General features: G+C 43.5%; 10 protein-coding genes, 2 tRNA genes, 2 rRNA genes and 2 pseudogenes. 12 read left to right on the top strand and 4 right to left on the bottom strand.

Annotated features, from left to right (window positions below):
- The first annotated feature begins 60 nt into the window (after positions 1–60).
- Both HG267_RS30455 and HG267_RS30450 read left to right on the top strand, forming a co-directional pair.
- Positions 61–477 carry a DUF1824 family protein gene (locus tag HG267_RS30455; RefSeq protein WP_045873169.1) on the top strand — a complete coding sequence of 139 codons (417 nt, stop codon included), beginning with the start codon at positions 61–63 and terminating at the stop codon, positions 475–477.
- A gap of 82 nt (positions 478–559) precedes the next feature.
- Positions 560–2,488, top strand: coding sequence for an ABC-F family ATP-binding cassette domain-containing protein (locus tag HG267_RS30450; protein ID WP_045873170.1), 1,929 nt, complete (start codon positions 560–562; stop codon positions 2,486–2,488).
- Between the two features lie 71 nt (positions 2,489–2,559).
- Here the strand turns inward: HG267_RS30450 and HG267_RS30445 are convergent.
- Positions 2,560–2,754 (bottom strand): annotated as a pseudogene (locus HG267_RS30445) (DUF1778 domain-containing protein); the annotation flags it as partial.
- A 92-nt stretch (positions 2,755–2,846) separates the two neighbouring features.
- Here HG267_RS30445 and HG267_RS30440 point away from each other — a divergent pair.
- Together HG267_RS30440 and purT are read left to right on the top strand one after the other, a co-directional pair.
- A complete protein-coding gene (locus HG267_RS30440) occupies positions 2,847–3,344 on the top strand; it encodes a pentapeptide repeat-containing protein (protein ID WP_045873171.1) in 498 nt (165 codons plus the stop codon).
- 54 nt (positions 3,345–3,398) lie between these two features.
- On the top strand, positions 3,399–4,568 hold the full coding sequence (gene purT / locus HG267_RS30435; RefSeq protein ID WP_045873172.1) for a formate-dependent phosphoribosylglycinamide formyltransferase: 1,170 nt from the start codon (positions 3,399–3,401) through the stop codon (positions 4,566–4,568).
- Between the two features lie 156 nt (positions 4,569–4,724).
- Here purT and HG267_RS30430 read toward each other — a convergent pair whose 3' ends face one another.
- From HG267_RS30430 to crtH, 3 genes are all read right to left on the bottom strand, one after another.
- A complete protein-coding gene (locus HG267_RS30430) occupies positions 4,725–5,045 on the bottom strand; it encodes a CVNH domain-containing protein (protein ID WP_052335348.1) in 321 nt (106 codons plus the stop codon).
- A gap of 436 nt (positions 5,046–5,481) precedes the next feature.
- Positions 5,482–6,813, bottom strand: coding sequence for a serine hydrolase (locus HG267_RS30425; protein ID WP_045873173.1), 1,332 nt, complete (start codon positions 6,811–6,813; stop codon positions 5,482–5,484).
- Between the two features lie 158 nt (positions 6,814–6,971).
- Positions 6,972–8,474: a carotenoid isomerase gene (gene crtH / locus HG267_RS30420; protein ID WP_045873174.1), complete on the bottom strand. Its 1,503-nt coding sequence runs from the start codon at positions 8,472–8,474 to the stop codon at positions 6,972–6,974.
- A 786-nt stretch (positions 8,475–9,260) separates the two neighbouring features.
- On the opposite strand from crtH, the gene upp reads away from it, so the two are divergent.
- From upp to HG267_RS30385, 8 genes and pseudogenes are all read left to right on the top strand, one after another.
- Positions 9,261–9,911: a uracil phosphoribosyltransferase gene (gene upp / locus HG267_RS30415; protein WP_045873176.1), complete on the top strand. Its 651-nt coding sequence runs from the start codon at positions 9,261–9,263 to the stop codon at positions 9,909–9,911.
- A 76-nt stretch (positions 9,912–9,987) separates the two neighbouring features.
- A complete protein-coding gene (locus tag HG267_RS30410; protein WP_045873177.1) occupies positions 9,988–10,341 on the top strand; it encodes a hypothetical protein in 354 nt (117 codons plus the stop codon).
- Positions 10,342–10,574: 233 nt separating this feature from the next.
- Positions 10,575–10,853 carry a YggT family protein gene (locus tag HG267_RS30405; protein ID WP_045873178.1) on the top strand — a complete coding sequence of 93 codons (279 nt, stop codon included), beginning with the start codon at positions 10,575–10,577 and terminating at the stop codon, positions 10,851–10,853.
- A gap of 63 nt (positions 10,854–10,916) precedes the next feature.
- Positions 10,917–11,045, top strand: a pseudogene (locus HG267_RS42025) (IS701 family transposase); the annotation flags it as partial.
- Between the two features lie 549 nt (positions 11,046–11,594).
- A 16S ribosomal RNA gene (locus tag HG267_RS30400) occupies positions 11,595–13,086 on the top strand.
- 121 nt (positions 13,087–13,207) lie between these two features.
- A tRNA-Ile gene (locus HG267_RS30395) sits at positions 13,208–13,281 on the top strand.
- A gap of 87 nt (positions 13,282–13,368) precedes the next feature.
- Positions 13,369–13,441, top strand: a tRNA-Ala gene (locus tag HG267_RS30390).
- Positions 13,442–13,775: 334 nt separating this feature from the next.
- Positions 13,776–16,603, top strand: a 23S ribosomal RNA gene (locus HG267_RS30385).
- The 16S and 23S rRNA genes sit together here with 2 tRNA genes alongside, the layout of an rRNA operon.
- Positions 16,604–16,627 lie beyond the last annotated feature (24 nt).

The following is a 16,627-nucleotide window of genomic DNA, read 5'->3' as shown; positions in this document are numbered from 1 at the left end:
TAGTAGGAAATTACCACCTCAAATCCAAATAATCACCAAAAACCTCCATCAACCATATTCATGTCAACTCCTAATCACCCCAATCTCACGGCTGAAGACGCAAGAAAAATTCTCAACAAGTTTAACTGTTTAGATATTGCACCAATCCTCAAGCCATCAGAAAAAGCTTCAGTGCGGCGGGCTTTAATTCTCATAACTAGCCTTTCTGATTACCAAATTTTGGGTATTTGTGCGGATACAGCCGAATCAGGAAAGCTGTCCATGAAAACTTATTCCCAGGCTTTTGGTTATGAAGCACCGAGTAATTTACCTGACATTGAAGGGCCAGTTTATATTAAATTAAACGGCAAAAATGGCTTGTGTTATATCGATTCCTACGCTGGTCATCATCGTGGTGTATTAGTCTCTTGTCAGTCATACAATACTGAGGGCATCAACGAAATGTATGGACATTTACCCCTCGATTTATTTGTCTAAATTTCAGCCAGGTAGGTAAAGTAATTGCTTTATCTACCTGGCTGACAAATGACAAATTAGCCAGGATAAATAACTAAGTTTTATGAGCATTATTACACTACAATCTGTTAAAAAAGACTTTGGTATTAAGGAAATATTAAAAGATGCCAGCTTTAGTTTAGATGCTACTGATAAAGTTGGATTAATTGGTACTAACGGTTCGGGTAAATCCACTTTATTAAAAATGATTGCTGGGCTAGAACCAATAGATAGCGGACAAATTTTAGTTAGCTCTGGTTCTAAGGTGATTTACTTACCACAGCAACCAGATTTAGATGAGAAGCGTACAGTTCTGGAGCAGATTTTTGCTGATAGTGGCGAACACATGGCTTTGGTGCGTGAGTATGAAGAACTCTCCGATAAACTAGCGCACTACCCCGAAGATAGTCAGCTGATGTCGCGCCTATCGGTGGTAATGCAAAAAATGGATGCAACTGGTGCTTGGGAATTAGAAACCAACGCCAAAATTATCTTGACAAAGTTAGGTATTTCCGACTTTGATACCCGCATTGGTACATTATCTGGTGGCTATCGCAAGCGGATTGCTTTAGCAACAGCCTTGCTATCCGAACCAGATGTATTGTTGATGGATGAGCCAACCAACCATCTCGATGCGCTATCTGTAGAGTGGTTACAAAGTTATTTAAATCGCTATCGTGGTGCATTATTTTTAATTACTCACGATCGCTACTTTTTGGATCGTGTCACCAATCGCATTATTGAAATCGATAGAGGTGATATTTACACCTACACAGGTAACTATTCATATTACCTGGAAAAGAAAGCTTTAGCGGAAGAATCTGCCATTAGTAGCCAACGTAAACACCAAGGTGTATTGCGGCGCGAATTAGAATGGCTCAAACGCGGCCCCAAAGCCCGCAGCACCAAACAAAAAGCCAGAATTGATCGCATTCAAGCTATGCGAGAAACTGAGTTTAAACAAACTCAGGGTAAAGTTGATATTTCTACAGTTAGTAGAAGGATTGGCAAAAAAGTTATTGCCATTAATAATGTTTCTAAAGCCTATAATGGACGCACCTTAATTAAAGATTTTACCTACGAATTTAGTCCCGAAGACCGGATTGGGATTATTGGTGGTAACGGCGCAGGTAAATCAACATTAATGGATATGATTACCGGACGAGCGCAGCCAGATGCAGGTAATGTAGAGATTGGTTCTACAATTCATATCGGTTATTTTGACCAACATTCGGAAGAATTGCTCACAGCTTTAAACGAAAATCAGCGTGTGATTGACTATATTAAAGAAGAAGGTGAATTTATCTCTATTGCTGATGGGACTAAAATCACAGCTTCTCAAATGCTAGAGCGATTTTTATTTCCTGGTAATCAGCAATATGCGCCAATTCATAAACTATCTGGTGGTGAAAAACGGCGGTTATTTCTGTTGCGCTTACTGATGAGCGCACCCAACGTTTTAATTTTAGATGAACCGACTAATGATTTAGATGTGCAAACCTTAGCGGTACTAGAAGACTATTTAGAAGATTTCACAGGCTGTGTAATTGTAGTTTCGCATGATCGCTACTTCTTAGACAGAACTATCGACACAATTTTTTCCTTTGAAGAAGGCGGAACTCTTAGACAATATCCTGGTAATTATTCAGTTTACCTTGACTATAAAAAAGCCGAGGAAGCCGCACAACAAGAAGCTGCTAGTAAAGAGAAATCCAGCAAGGTGAAGGTAGAAAAACCTGCATCTCAGCCAAAAAATTCCGAATCTAAAAAGCGACGCAGGATGTCAAATTGGCAAAGGAAAGAATTTGAACAGCTGGAAGATAAAATTACTCAGTTAGAAACTGAGAAAGCTGAAGCGGAGAAAGCTTTATTAAATGTGCCGGCGGGAAATTATAGCCAGGTACAAAAATTGTACGAGCAAGTGGAAACGCTCAAGCAAGCGATTGACAAAGCGACTGAAAGGTGGATGGAATTAGCTGAGATGGATGCTTAAATTAATTGGCTTGTGCAACGAATTAATTTAGTGTTTGATTACCACTGTTAAAGAATTATTAGTGTTATTGCTTATCCAATAATTCCATGATTCTTCCTAAAAAACTCTTTATGCTGATTCCAGGCTGCTGTTAACCTTGCATTCGCTACAGGAGGGTACTCAATCAGGCTTAATACAGTATGAGTATCCCGTTGCGATAAAATAATCACTCGTTCATATTTTCGCATCTTTTTTGCTTCTTTCAAGCTTAGTTTAATCATAAACTGATTTAATGTATTACTAAATAATTATAATGCTCATAAAATAGCAGATTCATAGGGTCAATATCAAAGTTATCTCTAATATCTATCTAAAGAATATGTTAAATACTTATACTCACAATCTCCGTGACTCTGCTATCCATTTTTTAGAACAAACTCCAGAGTATAGGCTACAAATTCTCCGAGAATTAGGTATTGCACGGTATGAATTTTTAACTCAACTGCACCTCAATGAAGCAAATATAAACTGTATTATCAGATTTTTAGTCAATCCCAGCCAATTAAAATTTCCTAATTTAATCGGTGCCGATTTATCTAATTTAAATTTAGCAGCAGTTAATTTTATTCGGGGTAATTTATCAGGCGCAAATTTGCAAAATACCATTTTAGTAAATGCAGACCTATTATTCGTAAATTTCACCCAAGCTAATTTAAGAAATGCAGACTTAAGCGGTGCAACCCTCAACCAGACTATCTGGTTAGATACACTAGTAGATGAATGTCAGTTGGGGAATGGGACTGGTTTATCACCGCAACAACGTAAAGATTTACAACTGCGTGGTGCTAGATTTAATGCTTCGGCAGATGATAATTAAACGTAAAAATAAAAATTATCAGATTCTCTCGTTAATATTCACTTGGATTAATTCATGCATAATGAAATTAAATTGCCTAAAAAATTAATGTTGTTGGGTGCAGGAGAGTTGGGCAAGGAGTTTGTAATTGCGGCTCAACGACTCGGTAATTATGTAATTGCTGTGGATCGTTACCCTAATGCACCGGCAATGCAAGTTGCTGATTGCTCAGAAGTGATTTCTATGTTGAGTGGTGATGATTTAGAAGCTATCGTCAGCAAGCATCAACCTGATTTAATTATCCCAGAAATTGAAGCGATCAGAACTGAGAAACTCGTAGAATTTGAGCAACGCGGGATAATAGTTATTCCGACTGCGGCGGCGACTAACTACACAATGAATCGTGACCGAATTAGAGACTTAGCCAATGAACGATTAAATATTAGAACTGCTAGATATGGTTATGCAAATTCTCTAGAAGAGTTGAAAGTAGCTGCTGATTTAATTGGGTTTCCGAATGTGCTAAAACCTGTGATGTCATCATCAGGAAAAGGGCAATCTGTAGTTCAAAATAAAGATGAAGTTGAGCAGGCTTGGAATTATGCGATCGCAAATTCTCGCGGTGATACTCAAAAGGTAATTGTAGAAGAATTTATTAACTTTGAAATAGAGATAACTTTACTGACTATTAAACAGTGGAATGCGCCTACTATTTATTGTGAGCCTATTGGTCATCGCCAAGAAAGAGGAGATTATCAAGAATCTTGGCAACCAGCCGGAATCTCTGAAGATCAAATTTTAAAAGCTCAAGAAATTGCCAAAAAAGTTACCGATGCGTTAGGAGGAGCCGGGATTTTTGGGGTTGAGTTTTTTATTACTAAAAATGAAGTGATTTTTTCAGAACTTTCTCCCCGTCCCCATGACACAGGTATGGTGACTTTAATATCGCAAAATCTCAATGAGTTTGAATTACATTTACGGGCTGTTTTAGGCTTACCAATTCCCAATATAGAACAATTTGGCCCTTCAGCTAGTGCGGTAATTTTAGCGTCCGAAAAATCAGATTCTATTACCTATATAGGTGTGGCGGATGCATTAGCCCAAAAAGATGTAGATATTAAACTATTTGGTAAACCTAGTTCCCATCCTTATCGGCGTATGGGAGTAGCTTTGGCTAAAGGTGTAAATGTGGAAGAAGCCAGAGAAAAAGCTACAAGAGCAGCTAGTAAAGTTAAATTAGTCTGATAATTTTCTCTAAACCGTTACGCATTGAAGTTGCATAGTTACTCATCAGGATTGTCAAAAGTTGTAGAGACGCGATGAATCGCGTCTCTACTGTTTATACTTGACAACCCTAACGCCAGAATATTTGGTCTAGGCGCGTATCAGCTTAAATCTGCTTTATGGGCTACCTGTATATTCTAGGTTGCCATCAATGTTTTCAATTCCATCCAAAACTAGAGAACTTTCGTTCCATAAACCATCCATTCTGCGGCAAGTGGCGGATAGTACATCTCCATCAATAGAGATATTCATCGCACTTAACTGAAAACTACTACGTGCGTAAGGATCAGTTACTTCTAGAATGCCATCAATGTTTTCAATTCCCCTTAAGGATAGTGAGGTTTCGTTCCAAGAACCATCGCGTCTTTGACAAGTCGCTGATATTACATCTCCGTCAATAGAGATGTTTTCGCAAGTGTATTGATAACTGCTACCCATAGCTTATGTGTTTTTTCTAGTTTAAATCCCGTAGAAGTTGTATGATATTCAACTTACAAGAGGTATGTACTACAAAAGCGTTTTTAGGATATATCGCCTATATTCCTGATAAATGAGGTTTAATGCGATATATCTATATGTCATTTAAGACACATTGCTTTTGTTAGTAGTAGATATTACTTCTAACTTTTACAAACCATCGATTTACTTAAGTTTTTTTTAATACTTATTTTTTTAACGTGGAAAAAGTAAAAAATATATCAGCATAATAAACATAAAAGCAGGATAAACACTTAGCTAATGGCTGTGTTTATCCTCATTACGGTTCGATTAAGAATTTTGCGTCATGATTGTGGGTTGTAGAGACGCGATTAATCGCGTCTTTGTAGATTCATCGCGTCTCTACAAGATTTAAATTCTACAACCCGACTATTTGCTAGAAGTTGACGCTGGTAGGATCATTACCAGTGGCCACGGGGTTAGGCTGATTGAGGTAATTGTAGACAAGTTGGGAAACTTGGCGAATAAAGTCTCTTCCCCTAGTATCTTTATAGGGACGCTTCACAAAAATTGCTGCTAGGTAACGCTTACCATTTGGCATGGTGATAAATCCTGCATCGCCAATGAGAAAGCCGATATCTCCAGTTTTGTTGGCGATAACTGCGCCTTTACCTAAACCTGCAGGAAGCAGAGTATGCACGGTGGTATGACGCAGAATATCTAAAGCTTGTTCTTTGCTACCGGGAGAAACTAGCTTGTTATTGACTAACAAAGCTAAGACTCTGGCCATGTCTTGAGAACTGGTAGTGTTGGTTCCTCGCAAGTCAGCTAACAGATGGCGAATTACAGTGTCTTTCAATCCCCAGCTACGGAAACGCTGATTGAGTTTCGCAGCGCCACCCAAGCGGTCAATAATCATATTAGTGGCGGTATTGTCACTAATAGTCACCATTTTGGTGATTGTTTCTAAAGCTGTGTACTTTTTACCAACACGTTCATACTGCATATCTCCCGAACCGTTGGTGACTAAATCGCCGCGCATAGTCAGCTTTTCATCTAGCCTGACTTTACCAGCATCTAAATCTTGGAAAAAGGCAATGAGAATCGGCAGTTTAATTGTACTAGCTGCGGGAAAAACGCGATCGCCTTTAATATCCAAATAATTGCCAGTATCCAAATCGAGGAAAAACATCCCGGTGGTGAGGAAACTGTAGCGACTCATCAAGGCTTGAATTTGCGGTTCTAAAGCCTTCATTGATGAATTTAAAGGGACTACACCCGCAAACAAATTTCTATTAGTAACTATAGGTTGCTCTGGAGTAATTACTGGTGGAATACTGGGTTGAGTAATAGCGACTCTCGTGAGTTGGGGTAACTGTACAGACCAATGATTTGGGGATTTTTCTTGTAGCAGGACTTGGGCTGGATCTATGGTGTAACCGGGCGCTAAAGTAATCAGGATGCGGGTACTATTAGGGCCAAACTGTCCAATTTGAATTTGTTGCGTGACTGGGCCTATCTTTTGAGTCACCTGGGGATAATTCAGGTTAACGCCTGGTAAGTCGATAGCTAAACTGGTAGAAGTCAAAAGTTGGACTCGTGGTTGTACAGTCTCATCTGTAGTAAAGTCAAGATGATTGCGGTTGCTATCAAAATGCCAATTAGCTACTGTCGCCGCTTTCACTGTTGCACCTAACAAACAGGTACTTAAAAAGCTGGCTAATACCCAGCTTGCTTTGACAATATTGTGTTTGTGTGTGAGTCGCATTAATTAAAACTTTCTGTGTAATGAAGATTGAGAAATTAACAATTAGTAGTGGTTACAAAAATACAAATCTGACAAATCGTCAGAATTATATACTGCCGCGATAACTTTACAACTAGCGATCGCAATTTCCGGAAAGTTCTAACTCAATCTTTCAAAAATCACAACCTTAAATCTACGGCAATTCGGTGAGCACAAGCAAAACCCGAAAATGCTACTGCATTCAACCCCTGACCAGGAAAGGTACTATCCCCTACACAATACAATCCAGGGATAGCGGTGCGATTAAATGGCATACTCAATAATCCGCGCAACTTCCGCCGAGGAATTGGCCCGTAAGTCCCATCTTCTCGTCCCAAAAAGCGGCGATGGGTGCGGGGTGTTCCTACTTCCAAATAATCCATTCCCGCATCTAAACCAGGAAAAATTTGCTCTAAGCGGTCAATAATTCGCCAGGCTGCTGCTTCTTTCCGTTTCTCATATTCCTGCTCAGTTAAACCTTGCCAATTATCTATCCAATCTGGTGTAAAAGCATGAATGATGTGATATCCTGCTGGTGCTAAAGCAGGGTCAAGTAAGGTAGGAATGGAAACAAAAATAGTACCTTGTGCTTTGGTCATATCCTGCCAATTTTCTAGCAAAATATGATGACATTCCGTCCCTGGTGGCAGAACTGACTGCTTAACCCCCATATGTAAACTGAAAAAACTGGGTGATTTCTGATATAGTTGTTGCCAGTTTTTCTCATTACGTGGCATTTCCTCTACAGGTAGTAATTTTTCAAAAGTGTCCCAGCGTGTAGCATTAGAAACTATGCGTTTTCCCCGATAGATTTGACCATTAACCAATTCCACACCAACAGCCTTTCCGCGTTCGGTGAGAATTCTTTTAACTTTAGCTTGATACTGAATTTTTCCCCCAGTTTTCTCTAAACCTGTGGCTAATGCTTGAGCAATCTTTCCTACTCCCCCTTTGGGGTAGTTAACTCCGCCATAGTGTCGATCAGAAAAGACCATTCCTGCATTAATCATGGGTGTCATATTGGCTGGAACCACCGACCAGCAATAACATTCCATATCAATAAATCTTAATAATTCTGGGTCTTTAATGTAGCGGCGTGCGATATCTCCGGCATTTTGGGGCAAATATTTGACTAAACCCAGACAAGCTAAAGGATGTTTCAAAAACGTCCGTAACAAATACCGAGGTTCTTCTAATGACAGCAAATCCATGCTGTTGAGACAGTTAAATACTCTCCAGCATTCGTCATAAAAACGACGAATCCCCTTCGTTTCATGAGGAAAATAAGCAGTAAGATTTTGCAAATATTTTTCATAAACACGGTCAACTTTCAAGTCTAAACCGTTGGGTAAGTGGTAATGAATCTGCACCGGATCGGCAATTGTCTCTACACTGACATTTACAGCATTAAGGGCGCGCGTAAGTAAATTTGTAGTGCCATTTTGCCCCATCCCAAAAATCATTGAAGCTCCCACATCAAAGTGATAGCCTTGACGTTCAAAATAGCCAGCACTACCACCAGGAATGAGATAACTTTCTAGTACCAGTACTTTAGCTCGTTTTGCTGCTAGCTGGGTTGCTGTCACCAAGCCACCAATACCAGAGCCAATGATAATTACATCAAACAAAGAATTACGGGTCATAAACAATTAAAAATGCACAATTAGTCTTGAAAAATTTTTCCAGTCGTTTTCGCACTAAAATAAGTTTGAATTTCAACAGGCTACGAGAACGCAAAATTCAAAAATCTCATCTATGCAATTCGTCATTACCATTGAATAGTTAGATATTCCACATAATCCCTTGAAAAAATGTAGCAGATATTACTTTTCACAGAAAAGATAATACTTAACTACTTTGATCAACTGCGATCGCCAACTAAAAAAATATCCCAATGTTGCCAATATAGAAAGCTTTCGCACCAACAAATATCTTAATTTACGTTCCCAATTTGCGAACCTTTTATAAATTGCGATCGCATCTGTTCTCAGTACACAGCATTGTCCCTTACAGCAGAGTCAATTTATAGAGTAAAACCACAATTGCTGGTGAAAACGGAAGCTAGCGCGTTCCTCCGCCCAAAAAAAGAGGGACGAGCCGCTACTGCTGGCTAATCCCGTCTGCCGATCCTTAAAGAGAGGAGAACACTAGATAACAATATAACCTTGGTTGAGAATACCTGTCAACTACTAATGCAATTTATTATCAATAAGCTAGAGGTTGTTGATTTTTCCCAATCCCCATTACCCCTTATCCCCAGAGGGGGCCCCGAGTTCCCCAATCCCCATTACCCCTTATCCCCAGAGGGGGCCCCGAGTTCCCCAGTCCCCAGTCCCAAATCTAAAATTGTATTAGCTGTCAGTCGGAGACGCGACAGAGTATTATGATGTTTCAGTTCTTATATAGTAAAGAGTCGCCTTTTCCTGGCTATGACGGTACAACTGCGCGTTTATGTTCCACCCCATCCTCTAATTAAGCACTGGCTAGCAGTAGCCCGTGATGCGGCTACACCTTCGGTACTATTTCGCAGTGCAATGGTAGAGTTGGGAAGATGGCTAACTTATGAAGCAGCACGAGAGTGGTTGCCGACTCTAGAGACAACTGTGCAAAGTCCTTTAGATACAACTGCGGCCACTTTCATCGATCCACAAGTACCTGTGGCAGTAGTGCCGATTTTACGAGCAGGTTTAGGATTATTAGAAGGGGCACAAACCTTGCTACCCTTGGCTTCGATTTATCATCTTGGCTTAGTGCGAAACGAGGAAACATTACAACCTTCCTGTTACCTAAACAAATTACCAGAAAAGTTTGACCCTCAAACAAGGGTGTTAATTACCGATCCGATGTTGGCAACCGGAGGATCAATGATGGCAGCCATGTCAGAATTGATACAACGAGGTGTTGATCCAGCCTTGATCAGGATTGTTTGTGTAGTAGCAGCTCCGCCAGCTTTACAAAAACTGAGTGTGGCTTATCCTAGTTTAAATATTTACACTGCGACTATAGATGAGAGCGTCAACGAGCAGGGATTTATTGTACCAGGATTAGGAGATGCAGGCGATCGCACCTTTGGGACTTAAGCTAGTATGCAGCTAGGGTAGGAAAATAAATTAACTGGTGTAAAAGTCACGAAGTTTCTTCAAGGCGGTTAAGAATATGAGTCAGCGTGATGGTTTTGTAGGTGGTTTTTTCGCAGGCGCGCTTTTTGGTAGCGTTGTGGGTGGGGTTCTGGGAGCCTTGATTGCTACCCGTCAAGATCCAGAACTACTAGCCGAAGATGAAGCAGGACAGACGAATAACTCCGAGGAAGCTAAAAGAATACCTGGGAAACGTCGTCAGATGAAAGCTTCTGAAACAGACGGGCTAGAAATGGAAACAGCCAGGCGATCGCTAGAAGACAAAATTGCCCAGCTCAATGCCACAATAGATGAAGTACGAAAGCAGCTGGGAAATGTCAATGGCACTGCACCACAAACCATGAGCGATCGCTCTTTTACCAAAGATTCTTGACAACCTCAGGGACTTCCAAGGAATCAATTACTCAATTCCAGCATCGAAATATAATTATCAGATTTCTGTTCCCCCTGCTTTCTCTGCTCGCCAAAGCAATTGATTATTTTTTGCTTTGGAAGTCCCTAATCATACAATCAGTCTGCCAAACTCTGCTATACAGACGGCATGACACAGACTAAATTAAAATTTATGGTAATACCTTGTTCGCTTAGTAGGAAACTAAACCATCCATGAATCTACTGATTGCTACACTGGCTACTTTCATTCATATTTACACTGTTTTACTCATTGTTCGGGTTCTGCTGACCTGGTTCCCCAATATTGACTTTTATAGTCAGCCTTTTGCGGCCTTAGCCCAGATTACAGACCCCTATCTCAACCTCTTCCGCTCAATTATTCCCCCACTGGGCGGTATGGATTTTTCTCCCATCCTCGCTTTCTTAGTACTACAATTAGTTGGCGACTGGCTGCTTCCTACTTTGCAGAGATTCATTTATACAGCGTATTAAAACAAATCAAGTACACCAGTAGGGGCATAACTAACATGTTGTGACCCTACTATTACCCTTCGGGAAGCCGCTTCGCGTCTACATGTAGGAATGATTTCAGAAATTAAACGCAAAACTCTACCAGAGAGAGCGCGAGTAGTAGGGTTAGGGAACGAACAAGGGTTATTGCATTTCCTAACAAAATCACCTTGGGAAATAGATATTTCAACGCTTCAAAACTTCTAACTTTTGGAAACAGCTTTCTATACCATGCCCAGTAATCATCTATGAATTTTATAGTTTCTGCAGGCTCTCTTCACGAAAACATAGACCAATCAAGAGTTTACGACACTTTACCCTATTATTTTCTCATCAGAGTGATGGAAGAGCGATAAGCAGTCACACAACAAAGAGTCAAGGACGAGCCAAGGGGGCAAGATAGCGAAATTGCTCACAGAGTTTATGGATTCCTACGCAACATCCAGGAACAGTATAGGCGAAAAGGCTGACTGTACAAGGGATAGAAGGGCGAACAAAAAAAATGAAACTTTTCCCGAAAAAAAGTTGACAAACGGAAGTAGGCTCGATATATTAGATAAGTGCCTGAGAGCGGAGCGCGAAAAGCGGCGCTGGTAGGGACACCGAACCTTGAAAATCATATAGTTTGAAAGCCAGTATATAACATATACCCTGCGTCAGTAAAGAGAATTACCGGACTGAGGTATAAATCAGTCGATTAAGAGCTAAACGAACTTTATCTACAAAATGGAGAGTTTGATCCTGGCTCAGGATGAACGCTGGCGGTATGCTTAACACATGCAAGTCGAACGGTCTCTTCGGAGATAGTGGCGGACGGGTGAGTAACGCGTGAGAATCTAGCTCTAGGTCGGGGACAACCACTGGAAACGGTGGCTAATACCGGATGTGCCGGAAGGTGAAAGATTTATTGCCTAGAGATGAGCTCGCGTCTGATTAGCTAGTAGGTGTGGTAAGAGCGCACCTAGGCGACGATCAGTAGCTGGTCTGAGAGGATGATCAGCCACACTGGGACTGAGACACGGCCCAGACTCCTACGGGAGGCAGCAGTGGGGAATTTTCCGCAATGGGCGAAAGCCTGACGGAGCAATACCGCGTGAGGGAGGAAGGCTCTTGGGTTGTAAACCTCTTTTCTCAAGGAAGAAAAAAATGACGGTACTTGAGGAATAAGCATCGGCTAACTCCGTGCCAGCAGCCGCGGTAATACGGAGGATGCAAGCGTTATCCGGAATGATTGGGCGTAAAGCGTCCGCAGGTGGCAATGTAAGTCTGCTGTTAAAGAGTGAGGCTCAACCTCATAAGAGCAGTGGAAACTACATAGCTAGAGTGCGTTCGGGGCAGAGGGAATTCCTGGTGTAGCGGTGAAATGCGTAGAGATCAGGAAGAACACTTATGGCGAAAGCGCTCTGCTAGGCCGCAACTGACACTGAGGGACGAAAGCTAGGGGAGCGAATGGGATTAGATACCCCAGTAGTCCTAGCCGTAAACGATGGATACTAGGCGTGGCTTGTATCGACCCGAGCCGTGCCGGAGCTAACGCGTTAAGTATCCCGCCTGGGGAGTACGCACGCAAGTGTGAAACTCAAAGGAATTGACGGGGGTGCCCGCACAAGCGGTGGAGTATGTGGTTTAATTCGATGCAACGCGAAGAACCTTACCAAGACTTGACATGTCGCGAATCCTCTTGAAAGGGAGGAGTGCCTTCGGGAGCGCGAACACAGGTGGTGCATGGCTGTCGTCAGCTCGTGTCGTGAGATGTTGGGTTAAGTCCCGCAACGAGCGCAACCCTCGTTTTTAGTTGCCAGCATTAAGTTGGGCACTCTAGAGAGACTGCCTGGTGACAAACCGGAGGAAGGTGGGGATGACGTCAAGTCAGCATGCCCCTTACGTCTTGGGCTACACACGTACTACAATGCTACGGACAAAGGGCAGCGAGCTAGCGATAGCAAGCAAATCTCATAAACCGTGGCTCAGTTCAGATCGCAGGCTGCAACTCGCCTGCGTGAAGGAGGAATCGCTAGTAATTGCAGGTCAGCATACTGCAGTGAATTCGTTCCCGGGCCTTGTACACACCGCCCGTCACACCATGGAAGCTGGCAACGCCCGAAGTCATTACTCCAACCATTCGTGGGGGAGGATGCCGAAGGCAGTGCTGGTGACTGGGGTGAAGTCGTAACAAGGTAGCCGTACCGGAAGGTGTGGCTGGATCACCTCCTTTTAGGGAGACCTACCCAACTTTGAAATCAATTGCAAACAGTCAATAGAGACAAAGATGGTCTACTCTAGGTCGGTCGCAGGTATAGTGAAGGCTTTCAAACTATAGAGAGGTTCTCAATTATGGGCTATTAGCTCAGGTGGTTAGAGCGCACCCCTGATAAGGGTGAGGTCCCTGGTTCGAGTCCAGGATGGCCCACCTGAACAAGTAAAAAGAGCAAAGTAAAAAGTAAAAAGAAAGTGTAAATTCTTTTGAATTTTTCCTTTAAACTTTTACCTTGTGGATGGGGGTTTAGCTCAGTTGGTAGAGCGCCTGCTTTGCAAGCAGGATGTCAGCGGTTCGAGTCCGCTAACCTCCACATGATATCTGTTGTGACAGCAGCAAAAGTGAATATATCACAGGTAAAAATTAGCCAAAAGTGATAGAGTGAGTAGTTTTTGTGTTCATAGCAGAGAATGTGGTAAGATAAGAGATTGTGGGTAAATTCAGCAATTGACGTCAAAAAGAGTCAAACTGCTGGAAATAGTCCAGCCAGAACCTTGAAAACTGCATAGTAACGCGAAAAATAGCAGGCAGACGAAATTTCAAGTAATGAGTGCTGAGTGCTGAGTGCTAAGTGTAAAACACAAAGGCTCCCATGAAAGTAGTCAGGAAAGAGAAAGAGTTTGCAGATGTGAAACCAAATGTATTGTGGTCAAGCTAATAAGGGCTGATGGTGGATACCTAGGCACACAGAGGCGAAGAAGGACGTGGTTACCGACGAAATGCTCCGGGGAGTTGGAAGCAGACTATGAGCCGGAGGTATCCGAATGGGGCAACCCTATGTACTACCTGCTGAATATATAGGCAGGAAAGAGCCAACCCAGCGAATTGAAACATCTTAGTAGCTGGAGGAAGAGAAATCAATTAAGAGATTCCCTCAGTAGTGGTGAGCGAAAGGGGAAAAGCCTAAACCAGTTGGTTTACTGACTGGGGTAGTGGGACAGCGATATCGAATCTAGAGGTTAGACGAAGCAGCTAAATACTGCACCAAAGAAGGTGAAAGTCCTGTAGTCAAAAGCTGAAGGATAGTAGCTGAATCCCGAGTAGCATGGGGCACGAGGAATCCCATGTGAATCAGCGAGGACCACCTCGTAAGGCTAAATACTACTGTGTGACCGATAGTGAACCAGTACCGCGAGGGAAAGGTGAAAAGAACCCCGGGAGGGGAGTGAAATAGAACATGAAACCATCAGCTTACAAGCAGTGGGAGTCCGATTCAACGGATGACCGCGTGCCTGTTGAAGAATGAGCCGGCGACTTATAGGCACTGGTAGGTTAAAGCGAGAATGCTGGAGCCAAAGGGAAACCGAGTCTGAAAAGGGCGATAATCAGTGTTTATAGACCCGAACCCTGGTGATCTAACCATGTCCAGGATGAAGCTTGGGTAACACCAAGTGGAGGTCCGAACCGACCGATGTTGAAAAATCGGCGGATGAGGTGTGGTTAGGGGTGAAATGCCAATCGAACCAGGAGCTAGCTGGTTCTCCCCGAAATGTGTTTAGGCGCAGCGGTAATGATTATATTTGGGGGGTAAAGCACTGTTTCGGTGCGGGCTGGGAGACCGGTACCAAATCGAGACAAACTCAGAATACCCAAAGCACACATTGCCAGTGAGACAGTGGGGGATAAGCTTCATTGTCAAGAGGGAAACAGCCCAGACCACCAGCTAAGGTCCCCAAATCATCGCTAAGTGAGAAAGGAGGTGAGAGTGCATAGACAACTAGGAGGTTTGCCTAGAAGCAGCCACCCTTGAAAGAGTGCGTAATAGCTCACTAGTCAAGCGCTCTTGCGCCGAAAATGAACGGGGCTAAGCGATGTACCGAAGCTGTGGGATTTGTTGAAAAATAAATCGGTAGGGGAGCGTTCCGTGGTAGGGAGAAGCAGTAGCGGCAAGCAGCTGTGGACGAAACGGAAGTGAGAATGTCGGCTTGAGTAGCGCAAATATGTGTGAGAATCACATACCCCGAAACCCTAAGGGTTCCAGAGCCAGGTTCGTCCGCTCTGGGTTAGTCGGGACCTAAGGCGAGGTCGAAAGGCGTAGTCGATGGACACAGGGTGACTAATCCCTGACTAAGGTATGGGAGCATTGCTAGGGACGCATGAAAGATAGCTACACCCTGATTGGTTTGGGAGGAGTTTACGAACTCCGAGTAGTGATTCGATTGTGCCAAGAAAAGCTAGGAATGTGATGAACATATCTTACCCGTACCCGAAACCGACACAGGTAGGGAGGTTGAGAATACCAAGGGGCGCGAGATAACTCTCTCTAAGGAACTCGGCAAAATGGCCCCGTAACTTCGGAAGAAGGGGTGCCCACGAGAGTGGGTCGCAGTGAAGAGATCCAGGCGACTGTTTACCAAAAACACAGGTCTCCGCAAACTCGAAAGAGGAGGTATGGGGGCTGACGCCTGCCCAGTGCCGGAAGGTTAAGGAAGCTGGTCAGCGAAAGTGAAGCTGGCGACCGAAGCCCCGGTGAACGGCGGCCGTAACTATAACGGTCCTAAGGTAGCGAAATTCCTTGTCGGGTAAGTTCCGACCCGCACGAAAGGCGTAACGATCTGGATGGTGTCTCAGAGAGAGACTCGGCGAAATAGGAATGTCTGTGAAGATACGGACTGCCTGCACCTGGACAGAAAGACCCTATGAAGCTTTACTGTAGCCTGGAATTGTGTTCGGGCTTCGCTTGCGCAGGATAGGTGGGAGGCAAAGAGATATTCCTTGTGGGGAATATGGAGCCAACGGTGAGATACCACTCTGGCGAAGCTAGAATTCTAACCTCGCACCCTTACCGGGTGTAGGAACAGTTTCAGGTGGGCAGTTTGACTGGGGCGGTCGCCTCCTAAAAAGTAACGGAGGCGCGCAAAAGGTTCCCTCAGCACGCTTGGAAACCGTGCGGCGAGTGTAAAGGCATAAAGGGAGCTTGACTGCAAGAGTGACCACTCGAGCAGGTACGAAAGTAGGCCTTAGTGATCCGACGGCGCAGCGTGGAATGGCCGTCGCTCAACGGATAAAAGTTACTCTAGGGATAACAGGCTGATCTCCCCCAAGAGTCCACATCGACGGGGAGGTTTGGCACCTCGATGTCGGCTCATCGCAACCTGGGGCGGAAGTACGTCCCAAGGGTTGGGCTGTTCGCCCATTAAAGCGGTACGTGAGCCTGGGTTCAGAACGTCGTGAGACAGTTCGGTCCATATCCGGTGCAGGCGTAAGAGCATTGAGAGGAGTCCTCCTTAGTACGAGAGGACCGGGAGGAACGCACCGCTGGTGTACCAGTTATTGTACCCACAGTAGACGCTGGGTAGCCAAGTGCGGAGCGGATAACCGCTGAAAGCATCTAAGTGGGAAGCCCACCTCAAGATGAGTGCTCTCACTACAAATGTAGGTAAGGTCACGGGCAGAACACCCGTTGATAGGCTCTATGTGGAAGTGCAGTAATGCATGAAGCAGAGGAGTACTAATAGACCGAGGGCTTGACCTCATCAATCATTGGTTATTTCGCGTT

This window comes from Tolypothrix sp. PCC 7601, assembly GCF_025677855.1.
GTDB classification, from domain to species: Bacteria; Cyanobacteriota; Cyanobacteriia; order Cyanobacteriales; family Nostocaceae; genus Aulosira; species Aulosira diplosiphon.
The sequence above is the reverse complement of the archived record's forward strand: the minus strand, read 5'-3'. Positions and strand labels throughout refer to the sequence as shown.